Source organism: Acinetobacter sp. YH12132, assembly GCF_013418645.1.
GTDB classification, from domain to species: Bacteria; Pseudomonadota; Gammaproteobacteria; order Pseudomonadales; family Moraxellaceae; genus Acinetobacter; species Acinetobacter indicus.
The window spans coordinates 1-12,877 of sequence record NZ_VPBR01000016.1; the positions used below are offsets into that span (position 1 = coordinate 1).

A 12,877-nucleotide genomic window follows, 5' to 3' on the forward strand; every position below is an offset into this window, starting at 1 on the left:
TTGTTTTCGCTGTATCTTTGATACCCACGATTTCAACTTCTTCACCTACTTTAACGATACCAGTTTCTACACGGCCAGTTACAACTGTACCACGACCAGAAATAGAGAATACGTCTTCGATTGGCATTAAGAATGCTTGGTCGATTGCACGTACTGGCTCTGGAATGTAAGTGTCAAGCGCTTCAACAAGAGCTACAACAGCGTCTTCGCCATATTGACCTGATTCACCGTTAAGTGCTGCAAGAGCAGAACCACGGATTACTGGAGTGTCGTCGCCTGGGAAGTCGTAAGTAGAAAGAAGTTCACGAACTTCCATTTCAACTAATTCGATTAACTCTTCGTCATCTACGATATCGCATTTGTTTAAGAATACAACGATATAAGGTACACCTACCTGACGAGAAAGAAGGATGTGTTCACGAGTTTGTGGCATTGGACCATCAGTCGCTGAACAAACAAGAATCGCACCATCCATCTGAGCAGCACCAGTGATCATGTTTTTAACATAGTCGGCGTGGCCTGGGCAGTCAACGTGAGCGTAGTGACGAGTTGGAGAATCGTATTCTACGTGAGAAGTATTAATTGTAATACCACGTGCTTTTTCTTCTGGAGCAGAGTCGATTGCAGCGTAATCTTTCGCTTCACCACCGAATTTCTTCGCACATACAGTTGCAATTGCAGCTGTTAAAGTTGTTTTACCATGGTCAACGTGACCGATTGTGCCCACGTTAACGTGTGGCTTATTACGTTCAAACTTAGCCTTAGCCATGTTCATCTTCCTTTGTAGATTACTCATGCAGGATCACTGCATGAGCATTAGATTTTAACTATAAAATTAGTTAGGCAATATAGTAATCGAAAGATTACTCGTCGTCACCTTTTTTACCGCCAGCTTGGAACTTAGCGATGATGCCTTCCGCCACGTTACGTGGAGTTTCAGCGTATTTAGCAAATTCCATAGAGTAAGTCGCACGACCTTGAGACATAGAACGCATTTGAGTCGCGTAACCGAACATCTCAGCCAGTGGAACTTCAGCACGGATTGCTTTAGTACCGCCAGGTAAATCGTCCATACCTTGAACCATACCACGACGACGGTTTAAGTCACCCATGATATCGCCCATGTAGTCTTCTGGAGTTTCTACTTCAACTTTCATGATTGGTTCAAGAAGAACAGGATCTGCTTTCATGAAACCGTCACGGAATGCGTAAGAACCCGCCATTTTGAACGATAATTCGTCAGAGTCGACATCGTGGTAAGAACCGTCGAACAATGTCGCTTTGATGCCAACGACTGGATAACCAGCAAGGACACCATTCTTCATACGTTCTTGGATACCTTTGTCAACCGCACCGAAGAATTCTTTAGGTACTACACCACCAACAACTTCTTCAGCGAACTCGTAGTCTTTACCAGTTTCAGGATCAAGCGGTTCTAAACGTACGTATACGTGACCGAATTTACCTTTACCACCAGTTTGACGAACGAATTTACCTTCTTGTTCGATTGATTTCTTGATCGTTTCACGGTAAGCAACCATTGGTTTACCAATGTTCGCTTCAACGTTGAATTCACGCTTCATACGGTCAACGATGATGTCAAGGTGAAGCTCACCCATACCAGCGATGATAGTCTGACCAGATTCTTCGTCTGTGAATACGCGGAACGATGGATCTTCTTTCGCTAAACGGCCAAGCGCAACTGACATTTTTTCTTGGTCAGCTTTGGTCTTAGGTTCAACAGCCAATTGAATTACTGGCTCTGGGAATTCCATACGCTCAAGTGTGATTACGTTGTTTTCGTCACACAGTGTATCACCCGTAGTCGTGTCTTTAAGACCTACACACGCCGCGATGTCGCCCGCACGAATTTCTTCGATGTCGTGACGGTCGTTTGCGTGCATCTGTACAATACGGCCAATACGTTCACGTTTCATTTTCACTGGGTTGTAAACAGGGCTACCTGCTTTCAGAACACCTGAGTAAACACGTACGAACGTTAAGTTACCTACGAATTTGTCGTTCATGATTTTGAACGCAAGCGCAGAGAACGGAGCATCGTCAGACGCTTCACGAGAACCTTCAGTTTCGTCTTTGTCGTCTAGGATACCTTTGATCGCTTCTACGTCTGTAGGCGCTGGAAGGAATTCAATCACTGCGTCCAACATACGTTGAACACCTTTGTTTTTGAACGCCGAACCACACATCATTGGTTGGATTTCACCAGCCAAAGTACGTTGACGAAGACCAGCTACGATTTCTTCTTTAGAAAGGTCGCCTTCTTCCAGGTATTTGTCCATGAGTTCTTCTGATGCTTCAGCAGCAGCTTCAACCATGTTTGTACGCCATTCTTCAGCTGTATCTTGCAGATCAGCAGGAATGTCGCCGTATTCAAACTTCATACCTTGAGAAGCTTCGTCCCAGATGATTGACTTCATTTCGATTAAGTCAACAACACCTGTGAATGTGTCTTCTGCGCCCACTGGAACAACGATTGGCACTGGGTTCGCACCAAGACGTGTTTTCATTTGCTCAACAACGCGGAAGAAGTTCGCACCAGTACGGTCCATTTTGTTTACGAACGCAATACGAGGCACTTTATATTTGTTCGCCTGACGCCATACAGTTTCAGACTGAGGCTGTACACCACCTACAGCACAGTAAACCATACACGCACCGTCAAGAACACGCATAGAACGCTCAACTTCGATTGTGAAGTCAACGTGTCCCGGGGTGTCAATTACGTTAATACGGTGTTGGTCGAACTGGTTAGCCATACCTTTCCAGAAGCATGTTACAGCTGCTGAAGTAATGGTAATACCACGTTCCTGCTCTTGTTCCATCCAGTCAGTTGTTGCTGAACCTTCGTGAGTTTCACCTAGTTTGTGGCTCTCACCTGTGTAGAACAAAATACGTTCAGAAGTGGTTGTTTTACCTGCGTCAATGTGCGCAGAGATACCAATGTTACGGTAACGAGAAATTGGGGTTTGACGTGCCATGATTTCTAGCATTCCTAAATTTTGTTGTTTAAAACAGGACGCTTTAAGCTGCATAGCAACTTAAAGCGCTTTGATGACAAACTAGTGACAACTAAATTCATCACCCTCCTGATTAGGTCCTGTTTTATCCGCTTAGAAACGGTAGTGAGAGAAGGCTTTGTTGGCTTCAGCCATACGGTGCACATCTTCACGTTTTTTAACCGCTGCGCCTTTACCTTCAGCTGCATCAAGCAACTCACCAGCAAGACGTAAAGCCATAGTTTTTTCAGAACGCTTAGCAGCAGCATCTACTAACCAACGCATCGCTAGAGCAGTACGACGGGATGGGCGTACTTCCATAGGAACTTGATAAGTAGCACCACCAACACGGCGTGCTTTTACTTCAACCATAGGACGAACTTTTTCAAGCGTAGCTTCAAAAAATTCAACTGGGTCTACTTTGTTTTTTTCTTGAACGCGGTCTAAAGCACCGTAAACGATACTTTCAGCAATAGATTTTTTACCATCTTGCATTACGTGGTTCATGAATTTAGCGATTGTTTGGCTGCTGAACTTAGGATCCGGAAGGATTTCACGAGCAGCGACTACGCGACGTCTTGGCATTTTAAAACTACCTATAAATATGACACTTCAGGTTAATCCAGCAGTAGCATAAAGTGTCGTATGCATTCGCTGGCCTTACTATACGTCGCTTGAATATTCACAAAATAAATGCAGAAATCAGACAAGCGAGACGATAAAGGATTGCAGTTCTAACGAACTAAGAGCTTAATCTCGAAAGATTATTTCTTAGGACGTTTAGTACCGTATTTAGAACGTGACTGGTTACGATCTTTCACGCCAGCACAGTCTAAAGAACCACGAACGGTATGGTAACGTACACCTGGTAAGTCTTTAACACGACCACCACGGATCAGAACAACACTGTGCTCTTGCAGGTTATGGCCTTCACCACCGATATAGCTAGAAACTTCGAAACCTGAAGTTAAGCGAACACGGCAAACTTTACGCATTGCTGAGTTAGGTTTTTTAGGTGTAGTTGTGTAAACACGTGTACAAACACCACGACGTTGTGGACAAGCCTTCAACGCAGGAACTTTAGATTTTTCAACTAAAGTCGTACGACCCTTACGGATCAACTGATTTGTTGTTGCCATGTGGCAATTCTCCCGTTAATAAAAAGCCCCAAAAACATACTACTTTTTGAGGGCATGCAATTGTAAGTCAAGATACTAAAATGGTCAATATTCGACAGACCGGCAAATATTGACCATTCCCGCATTAAAGGCTGATTTTACTGCTTTTTAAGGTATTAGCACCTTATTGCGCTTTTTGCTTTTTTGTAACCTTCTTCGCTACCGGTTTCTCAGCGTCTGCTTTTTGCGGTTCAGCCTCCGTTTCTGGTGGCTCCTCCACTGCCGGTGGCGTGTCGTCAAACTCGTCATCATCTGCAGGTTCCGGCTCAATCGATTCCGGTGGAATTGCCGGTTTTTGTGGCTCGACTGCAGCATTCGGTTCAACCATTTTATCGGCCAGCTGCTCTAGGCCCTGCTGGATATCCTGATCGACCTGTTCCGGCTCCGGTTTTTCCTCTGCCGATTTTTTCTGGATTTTCACCTTAGAGATGGTGCTGTTTTGCTGCAGCTCAATATCCTGATCCAGCTTTAGCTCCTCGACGGCTGGTGTAGCCGCATCTGGCTGTTCCAGTAATTTCGGTGCAGCTTGTGCCAGTAAGGCTGCGGCTTTTTCATAGGCATCGACCGGGGATAGCTGACTGCCCTTATGCTGGATGAGATATTCACGGGCATGCGAGAACACTTCCTGCGCTTTCTGGTGCACATGTTCGACCAGCTTCCAGCTATAGGCGGCACTGACCGAGGCTGTCGCCACCGGGGTTAATTTGCTTAACAGCGAGAACTTCGGCATCGAGTTCATCCACTGCCACTTCATTTCGCCCTGCTCATTGACCAGATATTTACGTAGCGCTTCCATATCATTGCTGGAACCAACCAGCTGCTGCAGCTGATGCACATCATGGGTTTGCAGCATGTTCAGCACGCTTTTAATACCCAGCAAGACCGCCTGCTTTTCGGCAATCAGGCCCAGATCAACCTGTTTGAAAATATATTGCACAATGGCCTGGCCTTCTTCTTTATTCAGCTCAAAGCCATACGAACGCCCAACCTGATAGATGGTACGTAACGACATGATCATCGAAACCGGCACATCTACCGCGGTTCCAATCACGCCGGTAGCCCCGGTGATCGCGCCCTGAATCGAGGCCAGCCATTTATTCTGCTCTGCCAGCGCCTGGCTGATGCGTTTGGAACGGTTCACATCCTGGGTCAGTTCCTCTAAGTCACGTACTCCGGCTTCATCTAAAACTGCATCGACCGAACTGATATTGGAGGTGAAGGTATTTAGCTGGTGAAAGAAGTAATCCGACACCTTATCGGAAAACTGAGGCGCCACAAAATGGGCAAGATTATTGACCTTATTATAATGACGACCTAGCAATTGACGTGAGACCTGCGGCAAATGTGCCTTCAGTACCTGCTGCGGATTGTCATAACGCGATGAATGGCGGCCGAATACCGGGCTGGCACTGCCTTCCACCACCCGCCCCTGACTGCTACCCGCCTCTTCTTTACTGGTCGAACCGGGCGCCACATGCTGAACCAGGTCAATGCCGGTATGACTGAGCTTTTTAGCCACTCCAAACGCACTCGAGAGGAATCCGCCTGATTGCTTATTATTAGAATCTGTCATTCTTGCTCCTCATTTTCTTTCTTAAGATTTATTGCTAAATACTAGGTATAGTCTGCGTTTATCTCAACCTTATTGTGTTTCTTTTGGTTATGTTCACGTAGTCTGCTCCCCAAATCTGGTCATTCCCAAAGAGGCATAGGATTTGCCATAAGAATTCAAAATTCTTTCTGTTATTATGAATCCAATTGAAAAACTTGGGAAATGCACTGGACACCGGCATTTGCGCCGACAGTCTCCAGGGTTGGACCCGATAATATCACCATAAGGGAACTGTAGATGAAACGTGTTGTAATCACTGGCATGGGCATTAATTCGTGCATTGGTAATACATTAGAAGATGTAACCCACTCTTTGCAAAATGGTATTTCAGGCACACGTTTTAACCAGACTTATGCTGAACTGAATTTTAAGAGCCATGTCAGTGCAGCTGCAGAACAGAATTTTGACAATATCGACCGTCGTTTAAAACGCTTCATGGGCGTGTGTGCAATGTATGCCTATAACGCAGCGGCAGCAGCCATTGAACATGCCGGCCTGAAAGTTGAAGATTTAGCTGGTAACCCGCGTTACGGTATTGCCGGTGGTTCAGGCGGCAACTCGACTGCATCTGTGGTTGAAATGGTGGAATTACTGGAAGAAAAAGGCGCGCGTAAAATTGGCCCATTCTTTGTACCACGTAACATGTCAAACACCATTACGGCCAACCTGGGCGTTGCCTTTAAACTGCAAGGCGTTGCGCACTCGATTACCAGCGCATGTGCAACTTCTGCCGATGCGATTGGTTATGCCTACAACCTGATTCAACTGGGTAAACAGGATCTTATGCTGGCTGGCGGTGGTGAAGAAGATCACTGGTCACAAAGCCTGCTGTTTGATGCGATGGGTGCGCTGTGTGCCAAATACAATGACACCCCAGAAACTGCTTCTCGTCCATATTCAGCAGACCGTGATGGTTTCGTGATTGCCGGCGGCGGTGGCTTCCTGGTACTGGAATCGCTGGAACATGCACAAGCACGTGGTGCCAACATTCTGGCAGAAGTGGTCGCGTATGCAGCCAACTCGGATGGTGCTGACATGGTTGCGCCAAGCGGTGAAGGTGCAACACGCTGTATCCTGATGGCGCTGGATGAAGCCAAACAGCATGGTGTTGAATCGATTGACTATGTGAACACACACGGTACATCTACCCCTGCAGGTGACGTGACTGAACTGAAAGCCATGGAACGTGCCTTTGGTGAAGGCCAGGTACCAGCCCTGAGCTCGACCAAATCTATGACCGGTCACAGCCTGGGTGCTGCCGGTGTACAGGAAGCGATCTACTCTGTCCTGATGATGCAAAACGACTTTATTGCGCCAAACATCAACGTGACCGAGCTGGATGAAGGCGCGAAAGGCTTTGATATCGTACTTGAAAAACGTGACGCAAAATTGAATACTGTGATGAGTAACAGTTTTGGTTTTGGCGGCGTAAACGCTTGTCTGATTTTCAAGAAATGGGATGCATAATCCCTAAATAGGATTTTCGATGGATGCACCTTCTGATGCTTTTTTATGGGTAAAAGCATTACATATTATTGCCGTGGTGTGCTGGTTCGCTGCACTGTTCTATCTGCCACGGTTATATGTTTACCATGCCATGAGTGAAGATGCGGTCAGTCATCAGCGTTTTGAAGTCATGGAACGCAAGTTGTACCGCGGAATTATGTGGCCTTCCATGATTGCCACCCTAATTACCGCCCACTTTCTGGTAGATTGGGGTGATGCCACCCGGAACTACCACGATGCCTTGTGGTTTTACCTGAAAGTGGCACTGGTCGGATTATTGGTGATTTACCATCTGGTTTGCGGTTATTACCGTCTGAAACTGATTGGCAATGCCCATTACAAGTCACACAAGTTCTGGCGCTTTTTCAATGAAATGCCGACAGTGCTGTTATTTGCAATTGTGATTCTGGTGGTGGTGAAACCTGTGTTCTAGCTCCATCGAAGAACAGATAAAAAAAAGCCTCGTTTGATACGAGGCTTTTTTGTGGGCTAGCGAAGGGTTTCTGACTTGGCATATTGCTCGGTCTGGGCATATTGCTGGTATTTACGCAGCCGCGGTTTATATAGACCATAGTAAGTCACGGTTAAAATCACCAGCCACAACGGACTGACCAGCAGTGCTTTCAGCGTATCCGGCTCCAGACTGAGAATCACCAGTGCAAACAGCAGGAAGGCCAACACCACATAGCTCATCAGCACCCCGCCCGGCATTTTAAAGCGTGAAGCAGCGTGTAACTGCGGCTGCAGTTTACGATAGCGCAGGTAACACACCATAATAATGCCCCAGATGCTAATAAACAGAATCACGCACAGCGAGCTGGCCAAGGTAAAGGCTTCAACGGTATTCGGCACAAAATACTGCAAGGCTGCACCGGCCATAATAAACAGACAGGAGAACAGCAGACCTTTGGCCGGTACTGCCCGTTTTGACAAGGTCGCCAACGCCTGTGGCGCCTGCCGGCCACGCGCCAGGCCAAACAGCATGCGGCTGGTCGAAAACACACCGCTGTTCATGGAAGACATCACCGAAGATAACACCACCAGATTCATAATAATCGCAGAGGTGGGAATACCGGCATGTAAAAACAACGACACAAACGGACTACGGTCTGCCGGAATCTGGTTCCACGGCGTCACCGACATCACCACAAATAAAGACAGCACATAAAACAGGATAATCCGGGTCGGAATTGCATTGACTGCTTTGGGTAAATTCTTTTCCGGATCTTTGGTTTCAGCCGCCATGGTGCCCAGCAGCTCCACCCCGACAAAGGCAAACAGCGCAATCTGGAAACCGGCCAGAAAACCGTTACCGCCTTGTGGAAACATACCACCATGTGACCAGACATGCTGAAAACTGGCAGTGGTGCCATCTGGCGCGGCAAACTGGTTAAAGACCATATAGCCACCAATACCAATCAGGCCTAAGATGGCCAGAATCTTGATCAGGGCAAACCAGAACTCGATTTCACCAAACAGCTTGACCGTCAGTAAATTCAGTCCCAGTACAAACAGCACACAACCAACACTGATCAGCGCCTGCCCCATGGGAGTAAACGTGGTATCTGGTGGCAGCCAGAAACCGAGATAATTGATGATGGCTGCCAGATCGGCAATTCCAACCAGAATCCAGCCCAGCCAGTAGGACCAGCCAATATAGTAGCCCGCACCCGGCCCGATCAGCTCATGCGCCATATCAATAAAGGATTTATAGTGCAGATTGGACAGCAGGATTTCACCCAATGCGCGCATCAGGAAGAAAAACATCAGGCCAATAATCATATAAATAAACAGGATGGATGGGCCAGCCAAGGCAATGGTTTTGCCGGAGCCCATAAACAGTCCGGTGCCAATAGCGCCGCCAATGGCAATTAACTGCAGATGCCGGTTGGAGAGTTTGCGTTGTAATTCATGTGGCGACGAATGAACGTCATCGTGACGAGAGGAAGTCATGTTCAATATCCTTATTGTGCCCTGACCCTGCCATCAGCGCAGGCTGTGCATACGTCATCCTGCAATGATGGTCCTGTACATCCCAACAAATCCTATCTTGGGCTGTACGCAGCGTCAGTGGCTGGGAGAGAAAACCAAACCAGACGGCTTATTTCTGTGCAGCGGTCACTGCAATTTCAATCAGCCAGTCCGGGTTGACCAGTTCCGCCTGAATGGTGGCGCGTGCCGGTGTGGCATGGCCCTGCAACCATTCAATCCAGAGCGCATTCACGGTCTGGAAATCGGACAGATTCTTTAAAAAGAGTTGCGCAGATAAAATCCGGCTTTTATCGCTATTGGTTTCGGCCAGCAGCGTATCAATGGTCTGCAGCACTTCTTGCGTTTGCGCAGTGATGTCCTGCCCGGCAGTGGTTTTCGGAATCTGACCCGACAGATAGACCACCTGATTAAATACCGTTGCCGCACTCATCACTTCAGTGCTGTGAATACGTTGAATATCTTGAGAACTCATGTTGTGATCCTGTTGAATAAAATTTTATGCCTGCACCACAAACGGCACCCGGGCGGTGATGGCGCACATCAGCTCATAGCCAACGGTACCGGCTGCCTGACTGACCTCATCGACCGGCAAGATGGCACCACTGCTGGAATAGCCCCACAGCACCACTTCAGCGCCAATATCGGCGTCAGGAAGATGGCTGAGATCGACCGCCAGCATATCCATACTGACCCGACCCAGCGTCTGGCTGCGCTGCGAATTGACCAGTACCGGTGTACCGCTTGGAGAAATTCGCTGATAGCCATCGGCATAGCCACAGGCCACTACGCCAATCCGCATGGCTTGTTCAGCAACAAAGCTGGAGCCATAGCCAATACTTTCTCCAGCCTTCAGCTGCTGGACAGCAATAATTTCACTGCGCAGGCTCATGCTCGGTTTCAGGTTCCAGTCCTGAATCGTATGCTGTGGAAAATCGGGCGAACTGCCATACAACATGATGCCGCTACGCATCACATCACTATGCAGGGCCGGCGCATGACGCAGCAATGCCGCGCTATTACAGAGTGAACGCTGGCCAGGCAGGCCGGCAATGGTCTGTTCAAAACACTGCTGCTGATAGTCGATGCCCGGCGCACCAAAACGTTCGCCATCGGCATCGGAGAAATGCATCATGTGGGTAATAGAGCTTACAATTTCCAGTGCCTGTAACTGGGCAAAGGCGCCCCGGTAAGCGGCGGGTGCAAAACCCAGACGGTTCATGCCACTGTTCATTTTCAGATAGACATGAAAACGTGCTTCCGGATGCTGGCGCTGGAACTGCTGTAACCAGTCAATTTGATGGGCACTGTGAATGCTAAAGCTCAAGCAATGTTGCTGACAGACAAATAAATCTTCCAGACAGAAAATACCTTCCAGCAACAGAATATCGCCCTGCCAGCCCAGCTGGCGTAATCTCAGCGCCTCGGCCAGATCCAGCAAGGCAAAGCCATCGGCGGACTGAAAAGCCGGATAGACCCGCTCGATGCCATGACCATAGGCATTGGCCTTGACCACGGCATAAACTTGGCTGTCCCCGGCATACTGCCGGGCAATCTGCAGGTTATGGCGCAGTGCATCGAGATGCACCACTGCCTGAATTGGTCTAGACATCGTTCTTCCTTGAATCAATACCTTAAGCAGCGTAACGCTGTAACGATAAGCCTTCAGTGCTAATTTCCGGTTGCTGCTGCATCACCAGATCACTGATTAACTTGCCCGAACCACAGGCCATGGTCCAGCCTAAAGTCCCGTGACCGGTATTCAGGAACAGGTTTTTATAGCGGGTGCCACCAATAATCGGGGTGCTGTCTGGCGTCATTGGACGTAAACCGGTCCAGAAGCTGGCCTGCGGTAAATCACCACCCGGGAATAAATCTTTGGTGACCATTTCTAAAGTGGCACGACGATCCTGATTCAGACCGAGGTTAAAGCCGCTTAATTCAGCCATACCACCGACACGAATCCGCTGGTCAAAACGGGTAATGGCAATCTTGTAAGTTTCATCCAGAACTGTTGATTGTGGCGCCATGGCCGGATCGACAATTGGCACAGTCAGCGAGTAACCTTTCACCGGATAGACTGGCAGCTCCAGATGCAGCGGTTTCAGGAATTCACGTGAATAACTGCCAAAGGCTAATACATAACGGTCTGCGGTCAGCACTTTGCCATTGACCAGCACGCCTTTAATCTCGTCGCCTTCAACCAGCAGTTTTTCTACATTCTGGTTAAACTGGAAATCAACACCCATCTCCTGTGCCAGTTTGGCCAGCGCATTGGTAAACAGATAGCAATCACCGGTTTCATCATTAGGCAAGTGCAAGCCACCAACCAGTTTATCTTTGGCCGCAGCCAAAGCCGGTTCAACCCGGGCCAGACCATCACGGTCTAACAGCTCATATTCCACACCGCTTTCTTTTAATACTTCAATGTCACGCTGTACGGCATCGAGCTGGGCATCTTTACGGAACAGCTGCAGCGTGCCTTTAGAGCGGTTTTCATAGCTGATTCCGGTGTTCTGACGTAACTGTCTCAGGCAATCGCGGCTATATTCGGCCACCCGCACCATCCGCTCTTTATTAATGGCGTAGTGCTGCGCATTACAATTTTTCAGCATTTGCGCCATCCACTGTAACTGCCACATGCTGCCATCCAAATTCACGGCCAAAGGTGCATGATGCTGGAACATCCACTTCACAGCTTTAAATGGAATCCCCGGTGCTGCCCACGGCGTTGAATAGCCCGGTGAAACCTGTCCGGCATTCCCGAAGCTGGTTTCTTCCGCCGGCCCGGTTTGACGATCCAGCACCATCACACTTGCACCCTGCTGCGCCAGATAATATGCGCTGGTCACCCCAATGACACCGCTTCCCAACACAATTACACGCATAGACTTGACCTCAAATACATTCCAGTTTATTTAACTAGTATATTTTCGGATCAATAGTGAATTTTGCTATTTTTAGTGGGTATTTTCAGATAATCCGCCCATTTTTTCAGGATATTTTTTGGAATAAAGGAATTTTTAGATGCGTAAATTAGACCGGATTGATCGCATGATTTTGGACATCCTGCAAAACAATGGCCGGATTGCGATTAGTGAGCTGGCGGCCAAGGTCAATTTATCCACCACGCCCTGCTCGGAACGGGTTAAACGGCTGGAACGCGATGGCATTATTATGGGCTATTATGCCCGCCTGAATCCTGAACTGGTGGACAAGAAACTGCTGGTATTTCTGGAGATTAAACTGTCGGCCAAATCGGGCGATGTGTTTGATCAGGTGGCGCGAGATCTGGTGGATATTCCGGAAGTGCTCGAGTGTCATCTGATTTCCGGCGAGTTTGATTATCTGGTTAAAGCACGGCTCAAAGAAATGAGCGCCTACCGGCGTTTACTTGGCGATTTACTGAAAAAATTGCCGGCCTCAGCCTCTTCACACAGTTATGTGGTAATGGAAGAAGTTAAAGAAAGTCTGTATTTAAATATTGAAGGCTGATGTTTCAGAGAGTCGATAGATCCGTCGATGTGATTAGGCGCATGGAAAATCCAGCCACCGGCTGATGAATACAGCATCAG

Annotated in this window: 12 protein-coding genes; 3 read left to right on the forward strand and 9 right to left on the reverse strand. The window is 48.0% G+C overall.

Going from position 1 to position 12,877, the window contains the following annotated elements:
• The 5 genes from FTU67_RS12230 to FTU67_RS12250 all read right to left on the reverse strand — a co-directional run.
• Positions 1-769 (reverse strand): elongation factor Tu (locus FTU67_RS12230; protein WP_180061790.1); only part of this gene is annotated, 769 nt, incomplete at its 3' end.
• Positions 770-863: 94 nt separating this feature from the next.
• Positions 864-2,999, reverse strand: coding sequence for an elongation factor G (fusA, locus tag FTU67_RS12235; RefSeq protein WP_005179843.1), 2,136 nt, complete (start codon positions 2,997-2,999; stop codon positions 864-866).
• A 132-nt stretch (positions 3,000-3,131) separates the two neighbouring features.
• Positions 3,132-3,602 (reverse strand): 30S ribosomal protein S7, encoded by a 471-nt coding sequence (rpsG, locus tag FTU67_RS12240; protein ID WP_005179845.1) that lies wholly within the window; start codon positions 3,600-3,602, stop codon positions 3,132-3,134.
• A gap of 179 nt (positions 3,603-3,781) precedes the next feature.
• Positions 3,782-4,156, reverse strand: coding sequence for a 30S ribosomal protein S12 (gene rpsL / locus FTU67_RS12245; RefSeq protein WP_002050319.1), 375 nt, complete (start codon positions 4,154-4,156; stop codon positions 3,782-3,784).
• A 163-nt stretch (positions 4,157-4,319) separates the two neighbouring features.
• Positions 4,320-5,768: an EcsC family protein gene (locus FTU67_RS12250; protein ID WP_180061791.1), complete on the reverse strand. Its 1,449-nt coding sequence runs from the start codon at positions 5,766-5,768 to the stop codon at positions 4,320-4,322.
• 276 nt (positions 5,769-6,044) lie between these two features.
• Between FTU67_RS12250 and FTU67_RS12255 the strand changes: the two genes are divergently transcribed.
• Together FTU67_RS12255 and FTU67_RS12260 are read left to right on the forward strand one after the other, a co-directional pair.
• Positions 6,045-7,274 carry a beta-ketoacyl synthase N-terminal-like domain-containing protein gene (locus FTU67_RS12255; RefSeq protein WP_005179853.1) on the forward strand — a complete coding sequence of 410 codons (1,230 nt, stop codon included), beginning with the start codon at positions 6,045-6,047 and terminating at the stop codon, positions 7,272-7,274.
• Between the two features lie 19 nt (positions 7,275-7,293).
• Positions 7,294-7,746, forward strand: coding sequence for a CopD family protein (locus FTU67_RS12260; RefSeq protein WP_005179856.1), 453 nt, complete (start codon positions 7,294-7,296; stop codon positions 7,744-7,746).
• Between the two features lie 56 nt (positions 7,747-7,802).
• Here the strand turns inward: FTU67_RS12260 and FTU67_RS12265 are convergent, their stop codons facing one another.
• From FTU67_RS12265 to FTU67_RS12280, 4 genes are all read right to left on the reverse strand, one after another.
• The gene (locus FTU67_RS12265) at positions 7,803-9,266 is read right to left on the reverse strand and encodes an amino acid permease (protein ID WP_016659472.1); all 1,464 of its coding nucleotides are present in this window, start codon (positions 9,264-9,266) and stop codon (positions 7,803-7,805) included.
• A 148-nt stretch (positions 9,267-9,414) separates the two neighbouring features.
• Positions 9,415-9,777, reverse strand: a complete 363-nt coding sequence (locus tag FTU67_RS12270) for a RidA family protein (RefSeq protein WP_005179861.1) — start codon at positions 9,775-9,777, stop codon at positions 9,415-9,417.
• A gap of 24 nt (positions 9,778-9,801) precedes the next feature.
• Positions 9,802-10,914 (reverse strand): alanine racemase, encoded by a 1,113-nt coding sequence (gene alr, locus FTU67_RS12275; protein ID WP_180061792.1) that lies wholly within the window; start codon positions 10,912-10,914, stop codon positions 9,802-9,804.
• 22 nt (positions 10,915-10,936) lie between these two features.
• The gene (locus tag FTU67_RS12280) at positions 10,937-12,190 is read right to left on the reverse strand and encodes a D-amino acid dehydrogenase (protein WP_180061793.1); all 1,254 of its coding nucleotides are present in this window, start codon (positions 12,188-12,190) and stop codon (positions 10,937-10,939) included.
• Positions 12,191-12,329: 139 nt separating this feature from the next.
• Here FTU67_RS12280 and FTU67_RS12285 point away from each other — a divergent pair, with 139 nt between their 5' ends.
• Entirely contained in the window at positions 12,330-12,797 is a 468-nt protein-coding gene (locus FTU67_RS12285; protein ID WP_005179867.1) for an Lrp/AsnC ligand binding domain-containing protein, read from the forward strand.
• Positions 12,798-12,877 lie beyond the last annotated feature (80 nt).

Coding starts and splice junctions, on each gene's coding strand:
- FTU67_RS12260 (WP_005179856.1), top strand. CDS start 7,294: ATGGATGCACCTTCTGATGCTTTTTTATGGGTAAAAGCATTACATATT.
- FTU67_RS12255 (WP_005179853.1), top strand. CDS start 6,045: ATGAAACGTGTTGTAATCACTGGCATGGGCATTAATTCGTGCATTGGT.
- fusA (WP_005179843.1), bottom strand. CDS start 2,999: ATGGCACGTCAAACCCCAATTTCTCGTTACCGTAACATTGGTATCTCT.
- rpsG (WP_005179845.1), bottom strand. CDS start 3,602: ATGCCAAGACGTCGCGTAGTCGCTGCTCGTGAAATCCTTCCGGATCCT.
- FTU67_RS12250 (WP_180061791.1), bottom strand. CDS start 5,768: ATGACAGATTCTAATAATAAGCAATCAGGCGGATTCCTCTCGAGTGCG.
- alr (WP_180061792.1), bottom strand. CDS start 10,914: ATGTCTAGACCAATTCAGGCAGTGGTGCATCTCGATGCACTGCGCCAT.
- FTU67_RS12265 (WP_016659472.1), bottom strand. CDS start 9,266: ATGACTTCCTCTCGTCACGATGACGTTCATTCGTCGCCACATGAATTA.
- FTU67_RS12280 (WP_180061793.1), bottom strand. CDS start 12,190: ATGCGTGTAATTGTGTTGGGAAGCGGTGTCATTGGGGTGACCAGCGCA.
- FTU67_RS12285 (WP_005179867.1), top strand. CDS start 12,330: ATGCGTAAATTAGACCGGATTGATCGCATGATTTTGGACATCCTGCAA.
- rpsL (WP_002050319.1), bottom strand. CDS start 4,156: ATGGCAACAACAAATCAGTTGATCCGTAAGGGTCGTACGACTTTAGTT.
- FTU67_RS12270 (WP_005179861.1), bottom strand. CDS start 9,777: ATGAGTTCTCAAGATATTCAACGTATTCACAGCACTGAAGTGATGAGT.